Genomic DNA, 26192 nt, shown 5'->3' on the forward strand with positions numbered 1-26192 from the left:
AATTAAAATCCTGTTGGATTCTCAGCAACTGACTTAACAGCTTCTGCAAACGCATCACATGCTGCTTTACAAGCTGATTGAGATCCTGTAAGTAAAGCTCCTCCAAAGTTGGTTTCTGTAGGAGGTTCAAATAGTTCACAAAGTTTAACATCTGCTGCTTTAAGCGCAGCATCTAAAGCGTACATTGACTCTAAAGGGGGTGCTACTAAGTAAGCCAAAGCTTCACCTTCTCTTATTCCTGCTACTTCTGAAAGATAAGTACCTGTTCTTGACACACAATGTGCATAGTAAACTATAGAATCATCTTCATTTGCACTAATAAATGAAGCTCCATACTCCATAAAATCAATTATTGCATTTAATCCACTTCTAACTTCTGCTGGGCTTGGTCCTGCTATTATACCTATTACTTCTCCAGCAATCTTTGTAGATGCGTTTCCAGCACCTGCATACATTGATTTAGCATAAACAACATCAACTTCTGCAGCTTTAGTAGCCTCATCTAATGCTGTATAAGTAACATCGTCACAATCCGAAGTTATAAGTCCTAAACTTTTATGATGTGGCTTTAATTTTAATTTCTCTGCCATTTCAACACTTATATTTGGTATTATCTTTGTCCCCAATATATTTGGACGAATCATATCATTTTTCATATTATATACTCCCCTAACTAATTATTTTAGGTCTATACCAGATGCTTTTTTATCTAGCATTGTTTTTATTAGTTCTGCTATATGCGCTCCAGCCTCGACAGCTGTAGTTCCACCTTTGTGTATGTTTGATATAACAGTTCTTTTTGCTTCTGCAATTCCTATTTTAGGTCTATACGTAATGTAGGCTGACATTGACTCAGCAGTAACAAGACCAGGTCTTTCTCCTACTAGCATGCAGACAACTTCACAGTCTAGCTCTTCTCCAAGTTGATCCATCGCTCCAACTCTACAGTGTTTAACGAAAAGTATATCGCCTATTTCAATTCCGTACATCTTAAGACCTTGTTTTATTGATTCAACACTATCTTTTAAATTTGCCTCTATAGCAGCTGAGCTAAGTCCATCACCCACCATTAGTAGAACCTTTTGTTTAGTTCCCAGTTTTTCTTTAATTGCATTTATAGTTTCTTTTGAGAATCTTCTTCCTAAATCTGGTCTAGTTAGATATTCATCTTTATCTTTACACAATGTCTCAACAGCAAATAGATTATTTTCTTTCACAAAATTTTCATCTACATATGAGAATACTGCATCCTGTGCTGCTGCATGGTCAGCTCTAAATCTAAGTACTGTATCTGTCTTGTACCTAGCACCAGCTCTACCTATACCTATTCTTGCAGGAGTTTTTGCCTTCATATCTAAATATGCTTCTGCATCTTTAGGATCTTTTACAAGTAATTGTTTTTTTATGTCTATCTCTGTTATATCATCTATGAAACCGTCACTATCAACTACACTTGCAATCTCATTGTTTACTGTATCTTGAATACTTTCTACATCGATATTTCCGGCCATCTTTTCTACTAGTTGTTCAACTAATACTCTTAAATCTTTTTCATTCATTACAAAACCTCCTATCCTAATAATATAGATGCGTCCCCAGCTCTATTAGTTAATTTTCCATTCTTTGAGAATCCCATTTTTTCAAGCCAAGCGTCAAATTCTTTTATCGCTGTAAGCCCGAACATTTCTCTTAACGATGCTGTTTCGTGGTATCCTGTAGTTTGGTAGTTTAGCATTACATCGTCTCCATGTGGTATTCCCATAAAGTAAGTACAACCTGCAGTAGTAAGTAAAACTGCTAGATTTTCCATATCATTTTGATCGGCTTTCATGTGATTTGTGTAACAAACATCAACTCCCATAGGAAGTCCGCTAAGTTTACCCATGAAATGGTCCTCTAGACCCGCTCTCATTACCTGCTTTGCATCGTATAAATACTCAGGTCCTATGAATCCAACAACTGTATTTACTAAGAAAGGATCATATTTCTTTGCAAATCCATAACATCTAGCTTCCATAGTTACTTGATCTATACCGTGGTGAGCTTCTGATGATAACTCTGAACCTTGTCCAGTTTCAAAATACATTACGTTAGGTCCAGTTGCTGTTCCTTCTTTTAATGCTAACTGTCTAGCTTCTTCTATCGTTTGTCCGTTAAATCCAAAAGCTTCGTTTCCTTTTTCAGATCCTGCAATCGATTGGAAAATCAAATCTGCTGGAGCACCTTTTCTAATAGCTTCCATTTGTGTAGTAACATGTGCTAATACACAGTTTTGAGTAGGAATTTCATATTTTTGTTTTACTTCTTCAAATCTCTTTAAAACTTTCGTAACACTTTCAACAGAGTCATCAACTGGATTAAGTCCTAAAACTGCATCTCCAATTCCGTAAGTAAGACCCTCTAATAGAGATGCCATAATTCCATCTGGATCATCTGTTGGGTGATTTGGCTGTAGTCTTGCAGACAAAGTTCCTTCTTCACCTATTGTAGTGTTACAGTGTGCCGTTACTTTAATCTTCTTAGCCGCATAAATTAAGTCCATATTTGACATTAACTTTGCAACTGCTGATATCATCTCAGAAGTTAAACCTCTTGAAATTCTTCTTATATCAGCCCCTGTTGTATCACTATCTAGCAACCATTCTCTTAAATCTGAAACAGTCCAATTTTTTATATTTCCATAAACTTTTTCATTTACTGCATCTTGAATTATTCTAGTTACTTCATCTTTTTCATAGTCAACGGCTGGATTATTTCTTATGTCGGCAAGAGTAATATTAGATAAAACTACCTTCGCAGCAACTCTTTGCTCTGCAGATTCCGCAGCTAATCCTGCTAGTTTATCACCAGATTTTTCTTCATTTGCTTTTGCCATTACATCGTATAAATTTTTGAACTGAAATGTGTGTCCAAATAATTTAGTCTTTAAAATCATGCGTATACCTCCATTTATTAATTAAAAACAAGTGTTTTTATTACCACTGGTAATACTTTTCCATCGGCTATTGGTTTACCGATATCAATGTAGTCTCCATTTTCAACCTTAATGCTATCTAAACAAACTATGTCTGTCTTGTAATCTAAAAGTGCATATATTGATTGACCTAATACCTTTGCCATATCGTTTTCAACAATTACGATAAATGGCAGTTTTTTTTCTACTATTTCACTCATACCTTCTACTATGCCTCTTGCATATTCCATTACTTTTTTAAATGACGGATTTTTCTGTCCATTAAATGCAATAGCAATCTTTTGAAGGTCGTTCTCTAGTTTAAACCAATTTAATTTATTTTTAATTGCCTTACTTATATCATTTGAGCCACCATTTTCATCTTCCAATGATAACTTTAAAATAGGAAGATTTTTTATTGGGAAAGCATCATTCGTATATGTTATAGTACTTCCACTTACTTCAGTTGTATGTGATCCTGCTCCAACAACTGTAGCTCTTATTGTTTCAAGTGGTTTTATTACATTTATGTTTTTTAATTCTTCACAGTTTTTAATAGCTTGTCCTAATAAAATTCCAAGATCTCCATATTTAAAATAATCATCTATAGAACCTTCATAGTAGATATAATCAGCAACTCCACCAGAAAATGATACATTTTTAATATCCTCATTAAGTGAGATAGATTTATTAGTAACCATAAAATCAAAAAGCTCACTCTTTTTCTTTAGGCCAATGCTTTCTACTATTATGTCTTTCATTATGTTTACGATTGGTTCTACTTTTTCTATAGTTATCTTAGTTCCTACTAGGATATTTAGGTTGTTATCATCTATTATTTTTTCTATCTTCGGTGATATATAAGTGACTTCTTTACTTGTAACATCTATCTTAATTAACCTGCCACCAATATCTAAACAACCTGTGTCTACTACCTCACCTCTTTTGAATAGTGATAAGTTACTAGTTCCACCACCGATGTCTATGTTTACTACAGTGGTAGAATGTTCTTTGGAATATATATGTGCGCCAGCTCCTTTTCCCGAAATAATACTCTCAAGATCAGGACCTGCAGTTGCTACTACAAAATCTCCTGCAAAACCGCTGAGTGCATGTAGCACATCGTTTGCATTTTCTTTTCTAGCTGTTTCTCCAGTAATTATTACAGCTCCAGTTTGTATATCATCCTTGTCTATATTCGCTTTCTTGTATTCAGACTCTACGATTGCCTTGATTTCTTCTCCGTTTATCTCAGTAGCCGAAATCAAAGGCGTAAAATATACATGACTTTTATATATGATCTCTTTGTCTACTATACTTATCCTAGGAACTGAAAAGTTTGAAGCTGTATTCTCCACTGTTAATTTAGAAAATATAAGTTGAGTTGTACTGGTACCTATATCGATACCTACACTAAGTAATTCTTCTTTCACATATTCACCTCCAAGCTTACAAAGTATGTTATAAACAAGCAAAGAGGCTTAAAGTCACAATAAATAGAGGTATAACCCCTTTTATTAATAACCTTAAGCCCCTTTGCTCAATTAAAACTACTACTTTGTAGATTAGTTATTTATTTCGGTATTTTTATTAGCACTTTTGTGCCATTTTTATTTGATTGTCTTTCTATTTCACCCTTTAAAACTTGTTTAACATAACTCTCTATTATGAATGTACCTAAACTATCAGTGTTTATTTTACTTTCATCTAAACCGACACCATCATCGGCTATAGCTATGTTTTTAAAGTTTTCTTCTTGGTTTACTAGAATTTGTATGTTTCCATAATTTCTTCCATTAAATGCATGGTCAAAACAATTTTGAATAATCTCATTTATTACAAGTAACAGAGATGTTGCTTTATCTCCACTTATTTCAAAGTCATCTCCTGTTATATATATGTTAATGTCTTTATTATCGCTGTAACCTCCTTGGACATTACTGATAAGGAGATCGATCGCTTCTTTAATCGATATATTGTTGTCTACTTCTTTAGATAGTAAATAGTGTGTTGATAATATAGCAAATACTCTATTTACTGTATTATCTAGACAATTTTTCACTTCCTCATTTTTTGACAAACGGCTTTGTTTCCTAAGGAGTGATATAACTGTATATAGGTTATTCTTTACTCTATGATGAGCTTCTTTTACAGCAACTGATTTCAATATAAGCTCTGCTTCTTTCATTTTTAGTTCTGTTACATTTTGTATTACCTTAGCTAGCTTAAATACTCCATCTTCGATCGGAATACTCTTTATATTTAAATACATATCATCAATATACACCTCTTTAATCTCATCGAGGTCATCGTATTTAAAATCTTCAAACTTATCGTTTTCAAGAGTTAACCAATCGTAGTGATTGTCTATTATATCATCAGTAAACCCAAGACTTTTATAAAGCTCTTCTGCGTTTTTATTTTTCACTTTTAAATATCCATTTTCATCGAAAACTAATATCGCAGAATTTAAATTATCTATTAAAAATATATTGTTTTTAAATAAATTTATAAAATTATATGAACTGTCGTTTTCTGATGATTTGTTTATACTAAAATCTTCCCTTAGTCCTTCACTTATATCTTTTTCGACTATTATAACTCCGATTATCTTTTCATCTAAATTAATAGGTTGAATTGTTTGTTTAACTAATTTGTATTCTTGTGTCAGAGCTTTAATGTCTCTTTTTATATTTCCAGTATTAAATACTTCAATAACACCTGGTTCATTTACTTCTAATGCAGGTTGTCCTGATATATCTTCACTATATAAAGATTTGTTTTTGGGCATGCTATGGGCTACTACAAATGCTTCAGACATTTTTTTACCATGTACATCTATAAAAACATCACTTTCGTAAAAATCTGCCATAAACTGTATAGATTTAGATACTTCTATGATTTTTTCGATTTCTTCATCACTCAGATATGTTTCTCTTTTGCAGATATTTCTTATTTTGTGATCAAAGTCAAGCATCGTAACCTATGATAATCGTTTTTGATATTTCCACCATAGTAGTTCTTTTATCCATACTGAGTTTTCTAATTCTTGAATACGCTTCATCTTCTGATATACTGTATTCTTTGATAAGTACGCCCTTAGCTTTTTCAATTATCTTTCTTTCTGTAAGTTTTGAATTTATTTTGTCCAAATTCTTTTTCATTTTTTCAAACTCTTCAACTTTAGATAAACACATTTCTATTGAAGGTATAAGTGACTTTTCATTTGGAGGCTTAACTATATAACCAAAAGCTCCTATACTCTTAGCTTTTTCTATATACTCATCTCCATCAAAAGATGTAAGAAGAAGTATCCCTCCTGCAAGATTCTCTTTTGTTATTATTTTTCCTGCCTTTATACCATCTAATATCGGCATATCTATATCGAGAATTACTAGGTCAGGACTGTACTTTTTACACTCTTCTACAGCTTCAAATCCATCGCTAGCTTCCCCAACTATATTATAACCTCTGTCAAGTAGCATATCTTTAATGTCCCCTCTTATAAGCGGATCATCATCGACTAATAATATTTTTCTTCCCATACTATCCACCTCAACTAAGAATGTACATAGATACATTAGAGTTCATAGCAATATCTTATATATTTATTTAATATTCATAAGATAAGAACGTAGTTCTTCAATTCCTATGTCTTCTATTGTGTCCACTTTAAAGATTTTACTCGCTCCTGCCATATTTAATTGTTCAATTGCAAAGTCTATATCGCTTTGTTTTGCAATAGCTATTTTTGTAATAATACCTATAACTTCTTTATTGAACATTGACGCAAATCCTGGTGCTAAATAATTTTCTTCCTGAGTACAATCATACACTAAAGCTATAATTTTTGCATCTACCGATGTTGTCAAAAGTGCATTATAGAGAGTTCTATTTTCTATGTATTCACCCGGCGTATCTATTGAATCGCTGTACAATTCTATAGATTGAGTTTTTCTATACATAAGGTCTAACTCATCCAACTTTTGACATAAAGTAGTTTTACCACTTCCTGTTTTTCCCATAAAGATTACATTTTTCATATTTAAGTCCTCGTAATCTTAGTAGAAGAGAAATTCAACATATTTCCAAGTACCAATAATACTTCATCCAGTGCTGACTCAACTGAGCTTACATCACCGCTTATTACTACTGATCCACTAAATCTATCGATAAAACCTAATGCCACACCTGATGCTTTAGTAGCAACATCTGCAGCTATTATAGAAGCCTCACTTGGTGTTATAGTCAAAATTCCTATGGCATCCTTTTTATCCAGTACAAGGCCTAGCTTTTTGTATATATCTTCATTCGGATTTGCTATTATATGAGCAAGTGTAACTTGTTTACCAGGAACATATTCTTGTATTACCCTTTGTCTATTATCTTCACTCAAAATTTTCCCTGCTTTCTATAACTTTAAAATTAAATAGGGGCTCCAAAAAGACACATAACTGTCTCTAAGAAGCCCCATTGCTTTCATCTTAATACCACTCCATTGTGATATTTATTTATTTTTATTATAATTATTTAGTTTGTAATTGTCAATATTTTTAGAAAAAATCTAAAAGGTTTTCCTATAATATATTTTTCTATATATAGAAGTATTTGTTAATTTACTTTATCTAATATATTTATAATATCTTTTTGAGTAGGAACTTTGGGATTAGTATTTGTGCAAGTATCATTGATCGCCGATAATGCTATCTCATCTTCGTATTCATGCAATTCATTAGTTGATACACTACAATCACTTAATTTTGTAACCATTTTCATATCGCTTTGTAAGTATTTTATTTCGTTGATTAGACGTCTTACTCCAACTCTAACGTTAGTCGAATTTAAACCAATTAATTTTGCTATTTCATAGTATTTTTGTGCTGCTCTTGAATATTCTCCATCTTCATTTGCTTTAATATCCGCATTGTACTCTATTACATGTGGCAATAATAAAGAATTTGCTCTACCATGTGGTATCTTGAATTTACCTCCAAGTGCATGAGCTATAGAGTGGTTAATACCTAAAGAAGCATGATTAAATGCAAGTCCTGCTAAACATGATGCTATATGCATTTTTTCTCTAGCTTCAATATCATCTCCATTTTTATATGCTCTTCTTAGATATTTAAATACTAGTTTAATTGCTTTTTCAGCAAATGCATCCGAAAAATCATCTGCATCTGTAGAAACATATGCTTCTATAGCATGAGTTAGTACATCCATACCTGTATCTGCGGTAATAAAATCTGGTACTGTTTTAACAAGTTCTGGATCTAATATTGCAATATTTGGAAGTAATTCATCGGATACTAAAGGATATTTTACACCTTTTTGTTTATCAGTAATAACAGCAAAGGATGTCACTTCAGATCCTGTTCCACTTGTAGTTGGTATTGCAATAAATTCTACGTTTTCTTTGCTTAGTATCTTTTTAGAAAAATCCAGAATTGCCTTAGCTGCATCTATTGCAGATCCTCCACCTACTGCTACTATTACATCTGGGTTAGTTTTATTAAAATATTCAACACCTTTTACGATAGTTTCAATAGGCGGATCTGGAACTATATCGCTAAATATTTCAAATGTAGTTTTTTCTAGATTTTCAGTTATCTTTTTTATAGACCCTGATTCTATCATAAATGGGTCTGTTATTATCAATACATTTTTATCTCGAATTTCTTTTAATGCATTTAGTGAACCTAGTCCAAACTTTATCGATGTTTTTAATTCAAAATTGTGCATAGATTTCCCTCCTTAAAAACGCAAAAAAGCTCCATAGATTAATCTATGGAGCTTCGCTGCTCTCTATAAACACACCATTGTGTTTGATACTATAAATATACTAGTTCAGATAATTGTTGTCAATAAAATAATTTTTTTGCATTAAATTTATATATAATAAATTACCATTTGATTTAATATTTAATTGAAGTTATTTTGTATTTTATATACAATTTAAGTGAGTCTGTTAAAATTTTATTTAAACTCATTTTATACTATAAAAAATTTGGGGAGGAATTATTTATGAAGGAAACACACAAAATTCTTTTTGATCCAATCAAAATTGGATCGCTAGAAATTAAAAACCGTTTTGTTATGGCTCCTATGGGACCCGCCGGACTTTGTGACGAAGATGGAACTTATAATGAAAAAGGTGTGGAGTACTATGTTGAAAGAGCTAAGGGAGGTACTGGTCTTATAATGACTGGTGTTACATATGTTGAAAACGACATTGAAAAATGTGTAATGCCTTCTATGCCTTGCCCTACTCTTAATCCATTAAATTTTGTTAAGACAAGTAAGATTATGACAGAGAGAATTCACGCTTATGGCGCCAAAGTTTTCCTACAATTGACTGCAGGATTTGGACGTGTTGCTATACCTAGTTTAGTTGGTGATATAGCAGTCGCACCATCCCCAATACCACACAGATGGTTAGATGATGTTACTTGTAGGGAATTGACAATAGAAGAAATTAAAACTTACATAAAAAAATTTGCAGAATCAGCTAAAATTGCTCAGAATGCAGGATATGACGGTGTAGAGATACATGCTGTTCATGAAGGTTATCTACTAGATCAATTTGCAATATCTTTTTTTAACAATAGAACAGATCAATATGGTGGATCTTTAGAAAATAGACTTAGATTTGCATGTGAAATAGTCAAAGCCATAAAATCAGAATGTGGAGATGATTTCCCAGTTTCTCTTCGATACAGTATAAAGAGTTTTATAAAAGACTGGAGAAAAGGTGGACTACCAGGTGAAACTTTCATTGAAAAAGGAAGAGATATTGAAGAAGGTATAGAAGCAGCAAAGATACTAGTCGATGCAGGTTACGACGCTTTGAATGGAGATGTTGGGAGCTATGATTCTTGGTATTGGTCTCATCCACCTATGTACCATAAAAAAGGAATGTATTTAGAGTTTAACGAAAAGTTAAAACAAGCTGTAAATGTACCTATTATTACCGCTGGTAGGATGGAAAACCCTGACCTATCTAGTGAAGCAATATTATCAGGAAAAACTGATATGATAGGACTAGGAAGGCCTCTTCTAGCCGATCCTTATATTCCAAACAAAATACATTCAGATAAATTTACTAGTGTCCGTCCATGTTTGTCTTGCCAAGAAGGATGCATGGGAAGAGTTGCTGCATATTCAGGTTTATCCTGTGCAGTAAACCCAGCTTGTGGTAGAGAAAAAGATTACTCTATAACAAAAGCCTCTGATAAAAAGAAAGTTCTCATCATTGGTGGTGGCGTTGCTGGTATGGAGGCGGCAAGAGTGTCTGCTATTAGAGGGCATAATGTTACGTTACTTGAAAAATCCGATTTACTAGGAGGAAATATAGTTCCTGGTGGAGTTCCCGATTTTAAAGAGGACGATAAAAATCTTGTGAATTGGTATAAGCTTCAGCTTGATGAATTAGGAGTAAAAATTAAATTAAATAATGAAATTAATAAAGATAACATAAAATCATTTGATGCTGACACCGTTGTTTTAGCTACAGGATCAAATCCAAAAATTATAGATATAGATCAAGCTAAAAATATTTATGCTGCTGAGGATGCTTTAACGTCTAAAGTAGATGTCGGTGATACTGTTATAGTTGTTGGAGGAGGACTTGTCGGTTGCGAAACAGCTCTTTGGCTTCACGAACAAGGCAAGAAAGTTACTATTGTCGAAAAAATGAGCGATATACTAAAACTAAATGCTCCTCTATGTCATGCTAATCTTGATATGTTGCTAGAACTAATTGAGTATAAAAAGATAGAAGTAAAAACTAATTCGTTTATAAGCAAAAAAACTGATATAGGATTTTTGATAGATACCAACGGTATCGAAGAAGAAATAGACACTGATAGTGTGGTTCTTGCTATTGGATACACTCCTGAAAATAATTTATATAATGATATTAAAAACGAGATTGATGATATCCATTTAATTGGTGATGCTAGCCACGTTAATAATATCATGTACGCAATATGGGATGCATATGAAGTAGCTAAAAACATTTAATATTATTATTGCTAACTTATATTAGTAAAAAAAAATAACCTCAGTAAAAGTTTAAAATCCTTTTTTACTGAGGTTATCTTACTGTTTAATAGTTTCAACATATAATTATTTCTTATTATATATTTTGTTAGATATTATAAATGAAATCGATAGAATCATTATTTCTGCTAGTAAACATATTGGTCTTAATAAATTTTCATTGATAGCAAATATTTTTAAAGATAAATCTGCAAACTCCGGCATTATTAATACTGGAATAATTACAAATAATCCAAATACCAAAAAAGCAATATATCTTCCAGTTATGCTTCCAAACCTAATTAATGATGGTATTAAGACAGACATTGTAATGCATGCTGACAATGTACCTGTAATAAACAAAGTTTCATAATTTTGCAAAGTGTATGAGTCTAAATTTATATTAAAATACTTTCTAGCTAACCCCATCAATATAAAGCATATACTAAAAACAACTATACCTAAAAATAAATTTCCTATTACTAAGGCATATCTTGATTTAATGTACTCGCATCTAGTAACAGGCAGGGTCCCAACTAATACTTCAATATTGCTTCTATCCTCAAACTCCATAATTTGATAAGTGGCTATATAAACAATCATTGGTATTAGAATGCTTTGCATAAATGGATTTATGATACTCATTGAACCAAATATTAGAATATAGGTTATAAGAAAATTTTTCATTGTCCATAAATTAGTATAGCTCATTTTTGTAAGGTTTAACGTGTTATTCATATCTTCACCTCCAAGAAGTTTTTTATAATAATTCTTTCTTTTTATATATTTTGATCGATAATATGTAAGAAATAAATATAATAATAAAACTTGATATAACTGTATATAAAATCAAATCAAAATTACTGAAATTAAAATTTCCAGACGACATATCCTGTTTAAAATTAATTAAAAAAGATAATGACGCCCCAAGTATAGCACCCGCTATTCCATCAAAAAATCTTCCGACTTTTTTAAATTTAAATTTAAAAGGAATGGCAATAGAAACTGTTAGTACAGATATAAGTACACCATATATAAACAAGAATAAATAATTTTTCATATTTAAAGTAACATCAAATAATGTTTGATTAATACTCAAATCATTAATATATGTTTTCATAAGATATATTAATATGTAATAGACAGTAAATAATAATATGCCTGACAATAAGTTAATTAAAACTAATAAATATCTTGATAAAACATACTCTGATTTCCTAACAGGAACATATGATATTAAAGTATCAATTTCACTATTTTCTTCATTAGTCATTATTAAAATAGTAATACTATAGCAAGCAATAAATACGACTAGACTTACCATTAATGGGAATATTAACACCAATGGAATATATGATATAATAAGTATTAAAGTCGATCTTTTAAAATTTATTAAATTTAAATAACTCATTCTTACTAATTTTAGAACATTACTCATGTTTCTTCGCCTCCACGTAATACTCTAATAAATCTTCTAAATTTGCCTTATCGTAAACCACCTCATCTCCAAAAATTTCGTAAGCTAAGTTTTTGTTTTTTGTAATCCCCTCAAAACCGAAATCTTTTTCTTTTATATAAATAAATGATTTTTTTGTTTCATCATCCAACAAATTTTTATTTCCTTTAACTAAAGCATGATTATCCAAAATTGTATCCTTTTCTCCAAATAAAATTATTTCTCCGTTATATATAAATGTTACGTAATCACCAACTTTATCAAGATCAGATGTAATATGCGAAGATAAAAATACTGTAGATTCATCTTCGTCTATTCTCTCCTGAAGTATTTCTAAAAATCTATTTCTAAATAATGGATCCAAGTTTGCAGTCGGCTCGTCTAAAATTATTAATTTTGGATGATGTGAAAGTGCTACAGCTAATTCAAATTTTTTTTGTTGCCCCTTTGATAATGACTCATAAGATTTATTTTCATCTAGTTCAAATTCTTTTATATATGAATTGTATAAACTATCATCCCAATTTTTATAAAACCTCGAAATACTTATTTTTATATGCTTTAATTTTGCCTTATCTAAAAAACCCGGCCTTTCTGATATATATCCTATCTTTTCTTTTATTGAAACATCATCTTCTAAAAATTCTTTTCCAAAAATTTTTATTTTACCACTGTCTTTTTTTATCATATTCATTATTAATTTAATAGTAGTAGTTTTTCCAGATCCATTTGGACCAATAAATCCTGTAATATAACCACTTTTTACATTTAATTCATCTACTTTTAATTGAAACTTACCTAGATTTTTTCTTAAATTATTTATTTTTATTGCATCCATTACTATACCTCCTCAAACAAATTCTTAGAAATTTCTATCCAATCATCAAAGCTAATATTTACTGCCTTTGCCTGTCTAATAATCTCCTCAAGCTTACATTCTATTTCGTATTTAGCTATTTCTTTTAACCTTTCGGAATTTTGATTTGCTACAAATGTTCCTTTTCCTGCTACAGTCTGGATAAATCCCTCTTTCTCAAGCTCTTCATATGCTCTTTTAGTTGTTATAATACTCACTTTTAGTTCTTTTGCAAGCGATCTTATAGATGGCAATACCTCACCCGGTTTTAAATTTAACGATACTATCTCAGCCTTTATCTGACCTTGAATTTGCTCATATAATGGCACAGATGATGAATTGCTTATAATTATATTCAAATTATCACCTCATCTTGTTTAAGTGTATATATACCGTGTATGCTGTATATATACTGTATATACACATAATAACAGGTGAAATAGAAAAAGTCAATAAAAAATAGTATGTAAATGTTTTTCACATCTACATACTACTTTTTTGTTTATTTAAGTTTTTTTATTTTTAATAAATATTAGCTTTGAGGTAATAATGTATCTTTCCAAACATCCTCTTTAAATCCTAAAAGAACATTTTTACCATCAAACAGCATTGGTCTTTTTATAAGCATTCCATCGCTTACAAGTATATCTAAAAGTTTTTCAACGGATTCAGTCTTTACTACATCCTTTAGACCTAATTCTCGATACTTCATACCACTTGTATTAAAGAATTTTTTTATCTCTAATCCGCTAGTCTTATAGATAATTTCTAATTCTTCTCTTGAAGGTGGAACTTTAACCATATCTATATCTTCATAAGCTATATTATTTTCATCTAGCCAATTTTTAGCTTTTTTTACAGTTGAACATCTTGTATAACCATATAATTTTATCATTTAAATTTCCTCCTTAAGCTTTATATCTCCAACTACTCCATCTTTAATACTGATAATTTTGTCGGCAACACAATCAGCAAAGGCTACATCATGGGTAATTATAAGAATAGTCATTCCTTTATCTTTTAGCTTTTTAATAATCGTTACAACTCTTTGTATTGTGTCTGAATCAAGAGCTGAAGTTGGTTCATCAAAGCACAATACTTTAGGCATAAGCGCGCATGATCTAGCAATTGCAACCCTCTGTTGTTGACCACCTGATAGCTCAAATGGATAAGCATCTAGTTTATCTTCTAAATCGACTAGTTTCAGTAGCTCCTTAGCTGTTTTTTCCGCTTCAGATCTATCAACTTTAAATATATGAACAGGTGATTCTATAATATTTTCTAGTACTGTCATATGAGGAAATAAATTAAAATTTTGAAAAACCATACCTATTTGACCCCTTATTTCTGCCATATCTTTACTCGATTTAATTGATTTATTATCGATTATTATCTCACCGCTATCAAACTTCTCAAGATCGTTTATACATCTTAAAATAGTGGTCTTTCCTGCACCTGACTTTCCCAAAAGTACTCCAACTTCGCCTTTTTCTAGTTCAAAAGATATATCTTTAAGAACTTTATTTTGTTTGAACGATTTATTTAAATTTACTACCTTTAACATATAAGATACCCCCTATTTATAATATGAAAACTTTTTTTCTAGAAGTTCAAATCCTTTTGTAAGAATTGCTACAAATAGTAGATATATTGCACCTGCTTGAAAAAGAGGAATTAAACTTACATCTCTATTCATAGCTATTTGAGCAATTCTTAAGATATCATTTAGTCCTAGTATATAAACTAAAGATGTATCTTTTACTAAGGTAATAACTTCATTTGAAACTGGAGGAAGTATTTTCTTAAAAACTTGAGGAAATATTATTCTTTTATACATAGTAACTTTATCAAATCCAAGTACTTTAGAAGCTTCGTATTGACCTCTATCTATTGACTGAATTCCACCTCTAAATATTTCTGCAAAATAAGCTGCATAATTAAATATAAAGGCTATAATACCTGCTGTAAATCTATCAAAAGTTATACCTATAATAGGTAATCCATAGAATATTACTATCATTTGCAAAAGAAGTGGTGTCCCCCTCATTATAAGTATATAACATTGTGTAATTCCGCTTACTAATTTATTTTTAGAAAGCCTTAAAAACATAACCAAAATACCAAGCGGTATCGATACAATCAATGTTATAAAAAATATTGCTAAAACAACTCCTAAACCCTGTAACATATTATAGCCCCCTCATAATTAACTGTCTAAACTTATTTAAACCACTTTTTGTATATCTGCTCAAAAGTTCCATCATCTTTCATTTCTTTTATTTTTTCGTTTATCTTAACGCTAAGTTCTTTGTTATCTTTTGCTGTTGCAACTACATAATCCTCAAGACCAAAATCTTCATCTAAAACTTTGTACTTTTCTTCGCCTTTTTGACTCATGTAATATCTCACTAAAACTTCATCTCCAACAACGGCATCAGTTCTACCTATTTCAAGATCTCTTAGAGCCTTATCGTATGTGTCATATAAAACTGGAGCTCCACCTTTTAAAGTATCCATAAAAGCTTTATCTTTTTCTATTGCATCCAGAGCTGTAGACCCTTGTTGAGTTCCAACTTCTTTATCTTTTAAGTCTGCTTTACTCTTTACATTTGAATCACTCATTGTAACTACTATTTGCTTGTTTTGAAGGTATGAATCTGTATAAGATATCTTTTTCTTTCTTTCATCAGTTATTGAGTATCCATTCCATAGTACATCAACATTTCCAGAGTTGACTTCTGTCTCCTTCATAGACCAGTCAATTGGTTGAAATTTAACGTCTTTGCCCATTCTCTTAAATGTTTCTTTTGCAAGGTCTATATCAAATCCAACTGTTTCTCCTTTATCATCTAAAAATCCCATTGGGACAAATGTATTATCAAATCCAACTATAATTTCTTTTTTATTATTTTTAGTATCAGCTTTATTATCATCTATTCCAGTACAACCCACCATACTTCCAACCAATATTACTATTGCTGTTAAAAGCGATATTTTTTTTAATATATTTTTCATAATTTCTCCTCCACATTATTTTTAATAAAATTTTTATTTCTAATTTAGTATCTAAGATTAAAATAAATACAAAGTTTTAGCGCGCTTAAAAAATTGTATTAAAAAACTCCCGTCTCTAGCTATAGCTAGAGGACGGGAGTTGACTCTCGTGGTTCCACCTCTTTTTATTAATGCCTCACGACACTAACCTCATCAAGTACAATAATGTTATCTATACTCTAGCACTATAACGGGTGCAAGGATACCGAAATCTTCTACTAAGGTTAAGTCCCTTTCAAAGTCCTGCTCAAAGATGTGTTCAAAGTAAAATCTAGTGCTCCTCTCACCAAACGGAAACTCTCTGTTTAAGATACTTACTTTTACTATTTCTTATCATAGCATTTAAAAGTGTTTATCAATTTTTATTTGTTGTTTTAATTGATTCTAAATCATAAAACTAAATTTGTCAATACATAATTTATATTTATTTAGTCCTTATTTATAATTTTCTAAAAATTAGATTCTTTTAAGATTATGTTGATAATAAAATTTACTGACTCCATGGTACTACATCAACTTCTCCATAAGATCTATCTTTTAGTCGGTTAGAATATTCACCTCTATATCCTATTATATACAAAAGTACTAGCTCAATGTACCTTGTCCCAATAGTTATTATATTCCACATATCTTCTAGCTCAAGTCTTGCTCTTTTAGTTTTCCTACTAGGATGAACGATTGTATTTCTATAGTAAATTAAAAGATCTACACCGTCGTCAAATTTATCATTTATCCAAGCATCAAAAAATACTAGTTCTTCTTTGCCATACGGAATTTTGCAAGAATCGAGTAGTAACCTTAAATTTTTCGATGTAACATTTTTGTCAAACTCTTCATCAGTGATTGTTTTTTCTTGTTCAACCAAAACTATATATGAAAGTGTCTCTAAAGCAACTTGCACAGATATAATATTATTTTCTAGTGTGATACTGCTTAGGGATTCTATATACCAATTAACTACATTTCTTATAGCTTTTCCAAAATAAAAATCTTCTAGTTTTTTACATATCAAACCTAAATATTTTTCTATATTGTGATGATTAGATATTGTATCAGTCCAATTTGGAACAAATTTAAATGGAGAAATTCTGCTTTCTCCCCACAGTTTGTATACTACAGAATTATCTTTATATCCTAACGCTGTACAAAAACCTACGTATCTTCCACAGGCGAAGCTTAATGCTATTGATATATCATCGAGAATATCGATTATATTGCTTGTTTTAAAGCTTGTATTATCCTTTTTGTATATTCTACCTACATGCGTTATTATTGAGCCAGATTTTGACTTTAATTCTTCGTAAAGTTCTTTCCTGTAATCTTCTCTTTTATCTAGAACTACAACAAAATCATTAAATTCAAACTCCATTCTACCTGCATATAATGTATCTTCACTTTTTATTAACTTTCCTGAGTATTTGTTAGAATTTATTATCCCAAAATCTACATAATCTACAAAAGAATTTTTAGATCTCATATAGCTTCCATTTAAATATCCATCAATTGAAGACTTACCTAGAGAATTAATACTAACTGATGTTATTTTGTAGCCGTGTACTTCTAAAACAGCGTTGTCATAATTCAACTCCATATTTCCTATATCTACATCATCTATATCCTCAACAAAAAGTATATCAGCATGAAAGTTAATCGAAACAGGCGGAATAGTCCTCAAGTAAACTTTCCCACTGCACTTGTATTTTTTGTCTAAGTACACACAATAACGACCTTTGTAAATAACTATATCTTCATTTACATCGTATTTTAGTAGTTCTGATGATATAAAGTTTTCATATAACTTCATCGCCTACCACCTTTTCCTCAAAAGTTTTATATATATTAAAGATCTTTTTTTAGAGTTTCCTTTAGGTTCTTATAAGAAAAATCTATAATCTCTTTACAACTTACTTTATCTCTCTTTAAATCCTTACATATATGAGATCCATATTTTTCAGTTACTGAATTCATAGCATCTTTAACGTATATCTTTGCACTATTTGTCTCAGATTCATTTTGTCTTCCTTTTTCGTAACTTATAATCATATTTGTGGCATTTACTGCACCACACAAACTTCCAACGGCATTTCCTCCGCCCAAACCGCTTCCAAGCGAAACGGGTATGTCTGCACTAAATTCATCATTATAAGCCTTTATAATAGACTCTGCGCAGTTTAAACCTTTTTTATTATACTCTGATGCTTTTATTTCTTCACACATATTGAATCCTCCTCATGCGTTTTATATACTAAGCTTATTATATCAAATACCCAGGTAATATACACAGATTAATTAAAGTATAATAGATTTACAAAAAAGTATCTAAACTAAGTTATAAAACACTTAATTTAGATACTTTTATTTAAATTTAGATATTTAACTTATATCTTATTTAGTAAACAAATTATACATTTACAGGTTCCATACTTTTATGCGTTATATCCTTGAATTCTATATGCTCTTTTTCCATGTTTTTAAATGCGGTAGAAAGCATAAGTTTTATTCTATTTAGCTGATTGACTTCACTAGCAGATGGATCGTAATCTATAGGAATTATATTTGCATTTTTGTAAACCCTCTTTAGCTCTTTTATTGACCCCTTACCTATGATGTGGTTTGGTAAACAACCAAAAGGCTGCATACAAATTATATTATTTACACCTTCATTTAATAGTTCTACCATCTCCCCAGTAAGCAACCATCCTTCACCAGTTTGATTTCCTAGTGATACTATTGGTTTAGTGCTATTTGCTACATCCTGTATTCTCTGAGGTGCTGAGAATCTTTTACTATTATTTAATGCTTTTTTATATGTCTTTTGATAGGCCTCAACAATCTTTATAAAGGCCTTTCCTGCCATCTTAGCCTTTCCTGATCCTTCTAAATATTCATGTTTAAATATAGTATTATAAGCGCAACTTAAGAAGAAATTAGCTAGGTCAGGTACAACTGCCTCAGCCCCTTCAGATTCAAGTATCCCGACCAAGTCGTTATTTGCTACTGGATGGAATTTAACTAAAATCTCTCCGACTAAACCAACCTTAGGCTTGTGCATATCCATTATTTCTAAGTTATCAAAATCCTTTACTATTTCTATTACATTTTCCTTAAATTCAGATAATTTTCCTTTTGCTAGAGACTCCTTACATTTTTCATTCCAATTTTTATATAACGCATCTGTACTTCCCACAACTTTTTCATAAGGTCTTACTCTATAAAGTACCCTCATTAGCAAATCTCCGTAAATCGCTGCCATAAACAACCTATTTACAAGTTTTAAAGATACATTTTCCATTAGACCGTTTTCTTCTATACCATTTACACTAAGCGCAACGACAGGTACTTCTTTAAATCCAGCATCATACATTGCTTTTCTTAAAAAGCCTATATAATTTGTAGCTCTACATCCTCCACCAGTTTGAGTAATTGCAACAGATGTATTATTTAAATCGTATTTACCCGATTTTAATGCCTTTATTAGCTGACCAACTACAATAATAGCAGGATAACAGGCATCATTATTTACGTATCTTAACCCCTCTTCAATAACACTATTATCAGTATCATTTATAACCACTATGTTAAACCCACTTAGATTAACAGCTTTTTCAAGTAGATCAAAATGGATTGGGGACATTTGTGGTGCAAGTATTGTATGACCTTTTGCAAGTCTACTATTTTTATCGTACTTTTTCTTATTTTCAATATCTTTTACATATACATTATTTTCTTCTCTTTCGGACATAGCCGCCTGTAAAGATCTAAGTCTAATCTTTGCTGCCCCTAAGTTATTGCCTTCGTCAATTTTTATAACCGTATAAATCTTGGACTTTTCATGAAGAATTTCTTCAACTTGGTCGGTAGTAACAGCATCTAAACCGCATCCAAATGAATTTAATTGTACAAGTTCTAAATTGTCTTTTTCTCGTACATATGCTGCTGCTTTATAAAGCCTAGAGTGATATACCCACTGGTCTACGATTCTAAGCGGTCTTTCTAAGTTTGCAAGATGGCCTATAGAATCCTCTGTTAAGACAGCCATTCCTAAAGAATTAATTAACTCTGGCATCCCATGATTTATTTCTGGATCTATATGGTAAGGCCTTCCTGATAAAACTATACCTTTTAGATTTTTTTCTTCCATCTCTTTTATAGCTTCTTCGCCAACAGCCTGCATTTCGTTTTTAAATGAATCTTGCTCCTTAGTCGCAGCATCTACTGCACTATAGATATCCTTTTTAGTTAAACTATTAAAGTGCTTTGAAAGTTCGTCTAAAAGCCTCTTTTTCAACTTATCTTTATTATTTAAACTTATAAACGGATTCATATAATTTATATTTTTAGTTCTCAGATCTTCTACATTATTTTTTATAACTTCAGAGTAAGAAATAACGACTGGACAGTTATAATAGTTATCTGATCTTTGGTCTTCCTTATTTTCATTGGTAACACTTGGATAAAATATATTTTTTAATCCTTTATGTATTAGATTTTCTATATGACCATGAACTAGTTTTGCAGGATAACAAACAGTTTCTGATGCAATACTAGTTATTCCCTTTTCATAAAGATCTTTTGATGATCTATCTGAAATGATCACTCTAAACCCTAGATTTGTAAAGAATGTGAACCAGAAAGGGTAATTCTCATACATATTTAATGCTCTAGGAATACCCATTTCTCCTAATGGGGCTTCTTCTATCTTTAGAGGCTGATATCTAAAAACTCTATCGTATTTATATTTATATAAATTTATTGGTTTTTCATTCATATTTGGTTTTTTGCCACCATGTATGATTTCGCCTCTCTCACATCTATTTCCTGATATAAACACCTCATCGTCTGAAAACCTATTTATTGTCAGTAAGCAATGATTTGAACAACCTTTACATCTAGTTACATCTACATCAAGATTTACTTTATCAAGTTCATCTTGACTAAGCAACTTTGTTTCATATCCTTCGTTATACAATTCTTTTGAAATAAGTGCTGCACCAAAAGCACCCATTATGCCTGAAATATTTGGTCTAACAACATTTTGATTAATAAGTTTTTCAAAGCTTCTAAGTACTAAGTCATTATAGAATGTACCACCTTGAACAACTATATTTTTTCCGATTTCTTCAGTATTTCTGATCTTTATAACTTTAAACAATGCATTTTTAATTACAGAATATGATAGACCAGCTGATATATCTCCAATTGATGCTCCTTCTTTTTGTGCTTGTTTTACTTTTGAGTTCATAAATACTGTACATCTAGACCCTAAATCAACAGGATTTTTAGAGTATATACCTTCTTTAGCAAAGTCTTCAATACCCATCGATAATGAATCTGCAAAAGTCTCTAAAAACGAACCACATCCGGATGAACACGCCTCATTAAGGATGATACTATCTATTACACCATTTTTTATTTTAAGACACTTCATGTCTTGGCCACCTATGTCTAATATAAAATCAACATTTTCATTGAAGAATTTAGCAGCTTTATAATGTGCAATAGTTTCTATCTCTCCATTGTCTACCTTTAGAGCTTTTTTAATAAGCCCTTCTCCATAACCTGTTACAGTTGCATAAGCTATTTTACTATCTTTAGGAAGTATTTTATATATTTCATTAATAGCTTCTATAGTCGTCTCTAAAGGTGCCCCTTGATTACTTCCATATTGAGAGTAAAGTAAATTACCTTCGTTATCTACAATAGCTAATTTAGTAGTTGTAGATCCTGCATCTATACCAAGATAACAGTTTCCTTTTAAGTCTTTTAACTCTTTTGTTTTTACCTTATCTTTATCATGTCTTTCCTCAAACTCCTTATATTCTTTTTCATCCTTAAAAAGAATATCTATATAATCAGTATCTATGGAATCGATACTATTAACAGAGTTAAGCTTATTAATCAATGTAGACAAGTTAATACACTCTTCATCACAAGACAGGATACAAGCTCCTAGTGCTACATATAACTGTGCATTTTCCGGGAATATAATATCATCATTACTTAGATTTAATACCCTCTTAAAAGCTTCCCTAAGTTGGGATAAGAAATAAAGCGGTCCTCCTAAAAATGCAACATTTCCTTCTATTTTTCTACCACATGACAATACACTCACTGTTTGTACTACTACAGCATTAAAGATGCTCATAGCTATATCAGTTTGTTTAGCCCCATCGTTTATTAGGGGTTGTATATCTGTCTTGGCAAAAACACCACATCTTGAAGCGATCGGATAAATTACTTCATAGTCTTTTGCAAGCTCATTCAAGCCCTGTGCATCAGTTTTTAATAATGATGCCATCTGATCTATAAAAGCACCTGTACCACCAGCACAGATCCCATTCATCCTTTGATCTACACCATCACTTAAAAAAGTGACTTTTGCATCTTCTCCACCTAATTCAATAACGACATCCGTTTCAGGATTAAAATGTTCAATAGCCTTTGTACTAGAAATAACTTCTTGGGCAAATTTTACGTCCAAAACTCTAGATATTCCCATTCCTCCAGAACCTGTTATAACAATAGTTATTTTTTTATCTCCAAACTTCTCATACACAGAATTAAGTACTTCTTTTACAGATTTTATTACATCAGAATAATGTCTTTTGTATTCTTTATAAACTATGTTGTTATTGTTTAGCACCACAACTTTTACTGTTGTAGAACCTACATCAACACCTATATGAAATAATTCTTCCATAATATAACCTCCATCACATAAACCATCTTATTGTAAGTCCTATTTTGATTTTTAGTAAGTTGCTCTATAAGTTTTATGATTAGTTTATAAAATTTATGATTAGTAGCTAATCTATTATCTACTAGGTAGTTATTGAGTAGAATAATCAAATCATTATATAAGTAACTTAACTGCTAGTTTACTAAAAATTGTAACATATTTCTATATCTTTATATATTTTTACACTAATTTTACAATTGATAAACAATTTAAAATAAATTTTGACAATATCTTTCATATAACTATTTTATCAGACATTTAATTAATATGTAAAATATTATCAATTAAAGCAAAAAAATAAATAAGTAAATAACAAATCATTTCAAAAGTTATTAAAAATTATCATATTTACTTAAATTAAAAAAGCACCAAAACGTTTAAATAACGTTTTGGTGCTTTTGCAATTATATTCTAAGAATAATCTTTAAATAAGTTTATTTAAAAGTTAAAATATCATCTGAATAAACATAAATATAAAGTGAGCAGAGATACCTGCAAATAATCCACCTATTGTATGTGAAAGAATTGCTTTTCCAGCAAGATCTCTTGCATTAAGCGCATCCATCATACCTATATGTGTACTTAAGTAACCACTCCAACACATTCCCATTGCTGTAAATACTGCTATATCATTTGGAGTAACAACGCCATCTGCTATAAATTTAGGTACTAGTGATATTGCAGCCCCAACAGCTCCAAGTGATGTAACTGGGAACGCTATAGCTTCTGCAGAAGTAAATCCGAATAACGGTTCAAGTATAAAACCAAGTTTATCACCTATTTTAGGTAGTAATTTGATTCCTTCATAAGCAACACCGTTATAAACAGCTTGACCTGTTGTTGGATCAGTTGATGGTCCGAATGTAAGGAGCATAACTAGTGTACAGACAACAAGTACTCCAGGAATAATAGCAAGACCCATGTCAACTCCTAGTTTACCGCCTTCAAGGATAGAATCAAGAGATCTTTGGAATACGTTTCCATCTCTAATCGATCTCATCTCTTCTGCTTTAGTAACTCCATCAGTGTTATTTTTATCTTCTTCAGGATTGTAGTTATAGTATTTTTTAGTTTGACGTAACATTAGTCTAACACTTATAATACTTCCTATTATAGCACCTAAGTTACCAACTAAGGCTGGAACTATAAACTCTTTTCCTTGTGACATCATAAATGTAGTTACTATAAGTCCCATACCAAATGCAGTTCCCAAGTTACAAAGAGCTGGAACTTGATATTTTTTAAAATACTGTGTGAATGATTTATCTTTTGCAAATGAGATTATGGCTGGGTTATCAGATAAGTATGTTGTTATAGCACCAGCTATACTCGCTCCAGGCAAACCGTATAAAGGTCTCATTAATCCTCTAAACAATTTGTTTATTAATGCAATTACCCCAAATTCAGAAAGTAAAGCACTCAGTGCACCTGCTAAAACAGCTAGAGCCATAATTAAGAATACAGTTTCTAGAAGTAATGCATGCGCAGTAGCCATAATGACCTTAAACATTGTTCCTACACCCATTATGCTACCTATGTACCCAAAACCAACTAGCAATACGGCAAGAAATACAAAGGTTTCTGTGTTGACAGGTTTTACTTTCCTCCTATCATCTAACGTCTCCGTTACCTTTTCTTCCATTTTTTTCATTCCTTCCATTTTTGATTATAAAATTTTAGTTTGAATGTTACTTATATATGATTATAATGGCAAATTAAAAACTTTGCAACTAGAAAAACCTCTATACAACCCATTGCAAACACTGATTCGTTACATTATTCGACAATAATTTATCAGACTTATGCAAGACAAATTATGATATCTTTCTTTTAAAATTAAATTGTAAATTTATTAACATTGTCCTCTATCCCAACCGACGACTTGCTATCAGGTGTCAAGTTGTATATCAAAAAATACCCAATATAAAAAAGATTATGAAGAAAATCAAAATTAAATTTCTACATAATCTTTTATTAAAAAATATAAAAAATATTTTTTTATTTTTTAATCTATTTTAATCTTGCTGCTACATATTTTACTAAATCAACTGTTCTAGCAGAATAACCCCACTCATTATCGTACCAAGAAACTACTTTTACCATATTATCTTCCATCACCATAGTTGATAATCCATCTACTATAGATGACCTACTATCTTGTTTATAGTCGATTGATACTAATGGTTTATCTGAGTATCCAAGCACTCCTTTTAATTCACCTTCAGCAGCTTCTCTAAGTGCATTATTGACTTCATCAACTGTAACATTTTTTTCAAATTCACAAACTAAGTCTACAAGTGAAACAGTAGGTGTTGGAACTCTAAGAGCAAATCCATTTAATTTTCCTTCTAATTGAGGAAGTACTTTGGAAACTGCTTTTGCAGCACCTGTAGTAGTTGGTATTATTGACTCTGCTGCAGATCTAGCTCTTCTTAAATCTTTATGGCTCTTATCAAGGATTCTTTGATCATTAGTATAAGAGTGAACAGTAGTCATAAGACCTCTCTTAATGCCAAATTTTTCGTTAAGTACCTTTGCAAATGGAGCTAAGCAGTTAGTAGTACATGATGCGTTAGAAATTACATGATGCTTGTCATTGTCATACTCTTCTTCATTAACTCCCATAACTATAGTAACATCTTCATTCTTTCCTGGAGCTGTTATTATAACTTTCTTAGCCCCTGCTTTTATATGCTTTTCTGCTTTTACTTTATCAGTAAATATACCAGTAGATTCTATTACTATATCAACCCCTAGATCTTTCCAAGGTATTTCTTCTGGATCATTGTGTCTAAATATTTTAATTTCTTTAGAGTTAACTAGTAAAGTATCTTCATCTTTAATCTCAACGTCTCCTCTAAAAGTTCCATAGCTTGAATCATAAGTAAATAGGTGCGCCAAAGTTTCACAATTTGCTCTAGCATTAATTGCAACTATCTCCAAGTCACTACCAAATTCCTCTTGAGCTAATCTTAAAACTTGTCTTCCGATTCTTCCAAACCCATTCATACCCACTTTTATCTTCATCAATATATTTCTCCCTTCGTGTACTTTTTACATGATTATTGTACACTATATAGAGCATATATTCAAT

At 31.0% G+C, this 26192-nt stretch carries 23 protein-coding genes and 1 other annotated feature; of the genes, 1 reads left to right on the top strand and 22 read right to left on the bottom strand.

All coding sequences use genetic code 11. From position 1 onward, the window contains the following. Positions 1-2 precede the first annotated feature (2 nt). The 9 genes from eutL to KQI18_RS10160 form a co-directional block, all read right to left on the bottom strand. On the bottom strand, positions 3-656 hold the full coding sequence (gene eutL, locus KQI18_RS10120; RefSeq protein WP_216467713.1) for an ethanolamine utilization microcompartment protein EutL: 654 nt from the start codon (positions 654-656) through the stop codon (positions 3-5). Positions 657-677: 21 nt separating this feature from the next. Next, complete coding sequence (gene eutC, locus KQI18_RS10125; RefSeq protein WP_216467714.1) at positions 678-1559, bottom strand: ethanolamine ammonia-lyase subunit EutC; 882 nt, start codon at positions 1557-1559, stop codon at positions 678-680. 11 nt (positions 1560-1570) lie between these two features. Then, positions 1571-2935, bottom strand: coding sequence for an ethanolamine ammonia-lyase subunit EutB (locus tag KQI18_RS10130; protein WP_216467716.1), 1365 nt, complete (start codon positions 2933-2935; stop codon positions 1571-1573). 17 nt (positions 2936-2952) lie between these two features. Next, a complete protein-coding gene (gene eutA / locus KQI18_RS10135; protein ID WP_216467718.1) occupies positions 2953-4386 on the bottom strand; it encodes an ethanolamine ammonia-lyase reactivating factor EutA in 1434 nt (477 codons plus the stop codon). A 140-nt stretch (positions 4387-4526) separates the two neighbouring features. Next, the gene (locus KQI18_RS10140) at positions 4527-5930 is read right to left on the bottom strand and encodes a sensor histidine kinase (protein WP_216467719.1); all 1404 of its coding nucleotides are present in this window, start codon (positions 5928-5930) and stop codon (positions 4527-4529) included. After that, the gene (locus KQI18_RS10145; protein WP_216467720.1) at positions 5923-6498 is read right to left on the bottom strand and encodes an ANTAR domain-containing response regulator; all 576 of its coding nucleotides are present in this window, start codon (positions 6496-6498) and stop codon (positions 5923-5925) included. The genes KQI18_RS10140 and KQI18_RS10145 overlap by 8 nt, the downstream gene beginning before the upstream one ends. Before the next feature lie 63 nt (positions 6499-6561). Beyond that, the gene (locus KQI18_RS10150) at positions 6562-6996 is read right to left on the bottom strand and encodes a EutP/PduV family microcompartment system protein (protein WP_216467721.1); all 435 of its coding nucleotides are present in this window, start codon (positions 6994-6996) and stop codon (positions 6562-6564) included. A gap of 2 nt (positions 6997-6998) precedes the next feature. Beyond that, complete coding sequence (locus KQI18_RS10155; RefSeq protein ID WP_420330400.1) at positions 6999-7352, bottom strand: BMC domain-containing protein; 354 nt, start codon at positions 7350-7352, stop codon at positions 6999-7001. A gap of 212 nt (positions 7353-7564) precedes the next feature. Further along, on the bottom strand, positions 7565-8695 hold the full coding sequence (locus KQI18_RS10160; RefSeq protein WP_216467723.1) for a 1-propanol dehydrogenase PduQ: 1131 nt from the start codon (positions 8693-8695) through the stop codon (positions 7565-7567). 282 nt (positions 8696-8977) lie between these two features. On the opposite strand from KQI18_RS10160, the gene KQI18_RS10165 reads away from it, so the two are divergent. Beyond that, a complete protein-coding gene (locus KQI18_RS10165; RefSeq protein WP_216467725.1) occupies positions 8978-10975 on the top strand; it encodes an FAD-dependent oxidoreductase in 1998 nt (665 codons plus the stop codon). Positions 10976-11080: 105 nt separating this feature from the next. On the opposite strand, the gene KQI18_RS10170 is transcribed toward KQI18_RS10165, so the two are convergent. From KQI18_RS10170 to gap, 13 genes are all read right to left on the bottom strand, one after another. Next, positions 11081-11731 carry an ABC-2 transporter permease gene (locus tag KQI18_RS10170; protein WP_216467727.1) on the bottom strand — a complete coding sequence of 217 codons (651 nt, stop codon included), beginning with the start codon at positions 11729-11731 and terminating at the stop codon, positions 11081-11083. Between the two features lie 22 nt (positions 11732-11753). Beyond that, a complete protein-coding gene (locus tag KQI18_RS10175; protein WP_216467728.1) occupies positions 11754-12431 on the bottom strand; it encodes an ABC-2 transporter permease in 678 nt (225 codons plus the stop codon). Beyond that, entirely contained in the window at positions 12424-13287 is an 864-nt protein-coding gene (locus tag KQI18_RS10180) for an ABC transporter ATP-binding protein (protein ID WP_216467729.1), read from the bottom strand. The genes KQI18_RS10175 and KQI18_RS10180 overlap by 8 nt, the downstream gene beginning before the upstream one ends. Before the next feature lie 2 nt (positions 13288-13289). Beyond that, positions 13290-13664 (bottom strand): GntR family transcriptional regulator, encoded by a 375-nt coding sequence (locus KQI18_RS10185; RefSeq protein ID WP_216467730.1) that lies wholly within the window; start codon positions 13662-13664, stop codon positions 13290-13292. 173 nt (positions 13665-13837) lie between these two features. After that, positions 13838-14200, bottom strand: coding sequence for an arsenate reductase family protein (locus KQI18_RS10190; RefSeq protein ID WP_216467731.1), 363 nt, complete (start codon positions 14198-14200; stop codon positions 13838-13840). Further along, on the bottom strand, positions 14201-14869 hold the full coding sequence (locus tag KQI18_RS10195) for an amino acid ABC transporter ATP-binding protein (RefSeq protein ID WP_216467732.1): 669 nt from the start codon (positions 14867-14869) through the stop codon (positions 14201-14203). It lies immediately after the preceding gene. 12 nt (positions 14870-14881) lie between these two features. Next, positions 14882-15493, bottom strand: a complete 612-nt coding sequence (locus KQI18_RS10200; RefSeq protein ID WP_216467733.1) for an amino acid ABC transporter permease — start codon at positions 15491-15493, stop codon at positions 14882-14884. Positions 15494-15525: 32 nt separating this feature from the next. After that, positions 15526-16320, bottom strand: coding sequence for an amino acid ABC transporter substrate-binding protein (locus KQI18_RS10205; protein ID WP_216467735.1), 795 nt, complete (start codon positions 16318-16320; stop codon positions 15526-15528). 125 nt (positions 16321-16445) lie between these two features. Then, positions 16446-16705 (bottom strand) — a binding site (T-box leader). 144 nt (positions 16706-16849) lie between these two features. Beyond that, positions 16850-18163, bottom strand: coding sequence for a hypothetical protein (locus KQI18_RS10210; protein ID WP_216467737.1), 1314 nt, complete (start codon positions 18161-18163; stop codon positions 16850-16852). A gap of 35 nt (positions 18164-18198) precedes the next feature. Then, positions 18199-18576 (bottom strand): C-GCAxxG-C-C family (seleno)protein, encoded by a 378-nt coding sequence (locus KQI18_RS10215; RefSeq protein ID WP_216467739.1) that lies wholly within the window; start codon positions 18574-18576, stop codon positions 18199-18201. Between the two features lie 184 nt (positions 18577-18760). Continuing rightward, the gene (locus KQI18_RS10220; protein WP_216467740.1) at positions 18761-23059 is read right to left on the bottom strand and encodes a 2-hydroxyacyl-CoA dehydratase; all 4299 of its coding nucleotides are present in this window, start codon (positions 23057-23059) and stop codon (positions 18761-18763) included. A gap of 484 nt (positions 23060-23543) precedes the next feature. Further along, positions 23544-24749 carry a hypothetical protein gene (locus KQI18_RS10225; protein WP_420372070.1) on the bottom strand — a complete coding sequence of 402 codons (1206 nt, stop codon included), beginning with the start codon at positions 24747-24749 and terminating at the stop codon, positions 23544-23546. 359 nt (positions 24750-25108) lie between these two features. Then, positions 25109-26125, bottom strand: coding sequence for a type I glyceraldehyde-3-phosphate dehydrogenase (gene gap, locus KQI18_RS10230; RefSeq protein ID WP_216467742.1), 1017 nt, complete (start codon positions 26123-26125; stop codon positions 25109-25111). Positions 26126-26192 lie beyond the last annotated feature (67 nt).

Origin of the sequence: Metaclostridioides mangenotii, assembly GCF_018917235.1 — a bacterium.
GTDB lineage: Bacteria > Bacillota > Clostridia > Peptostreptococcales > Peptostreptococcaceae > Metaclostridioides.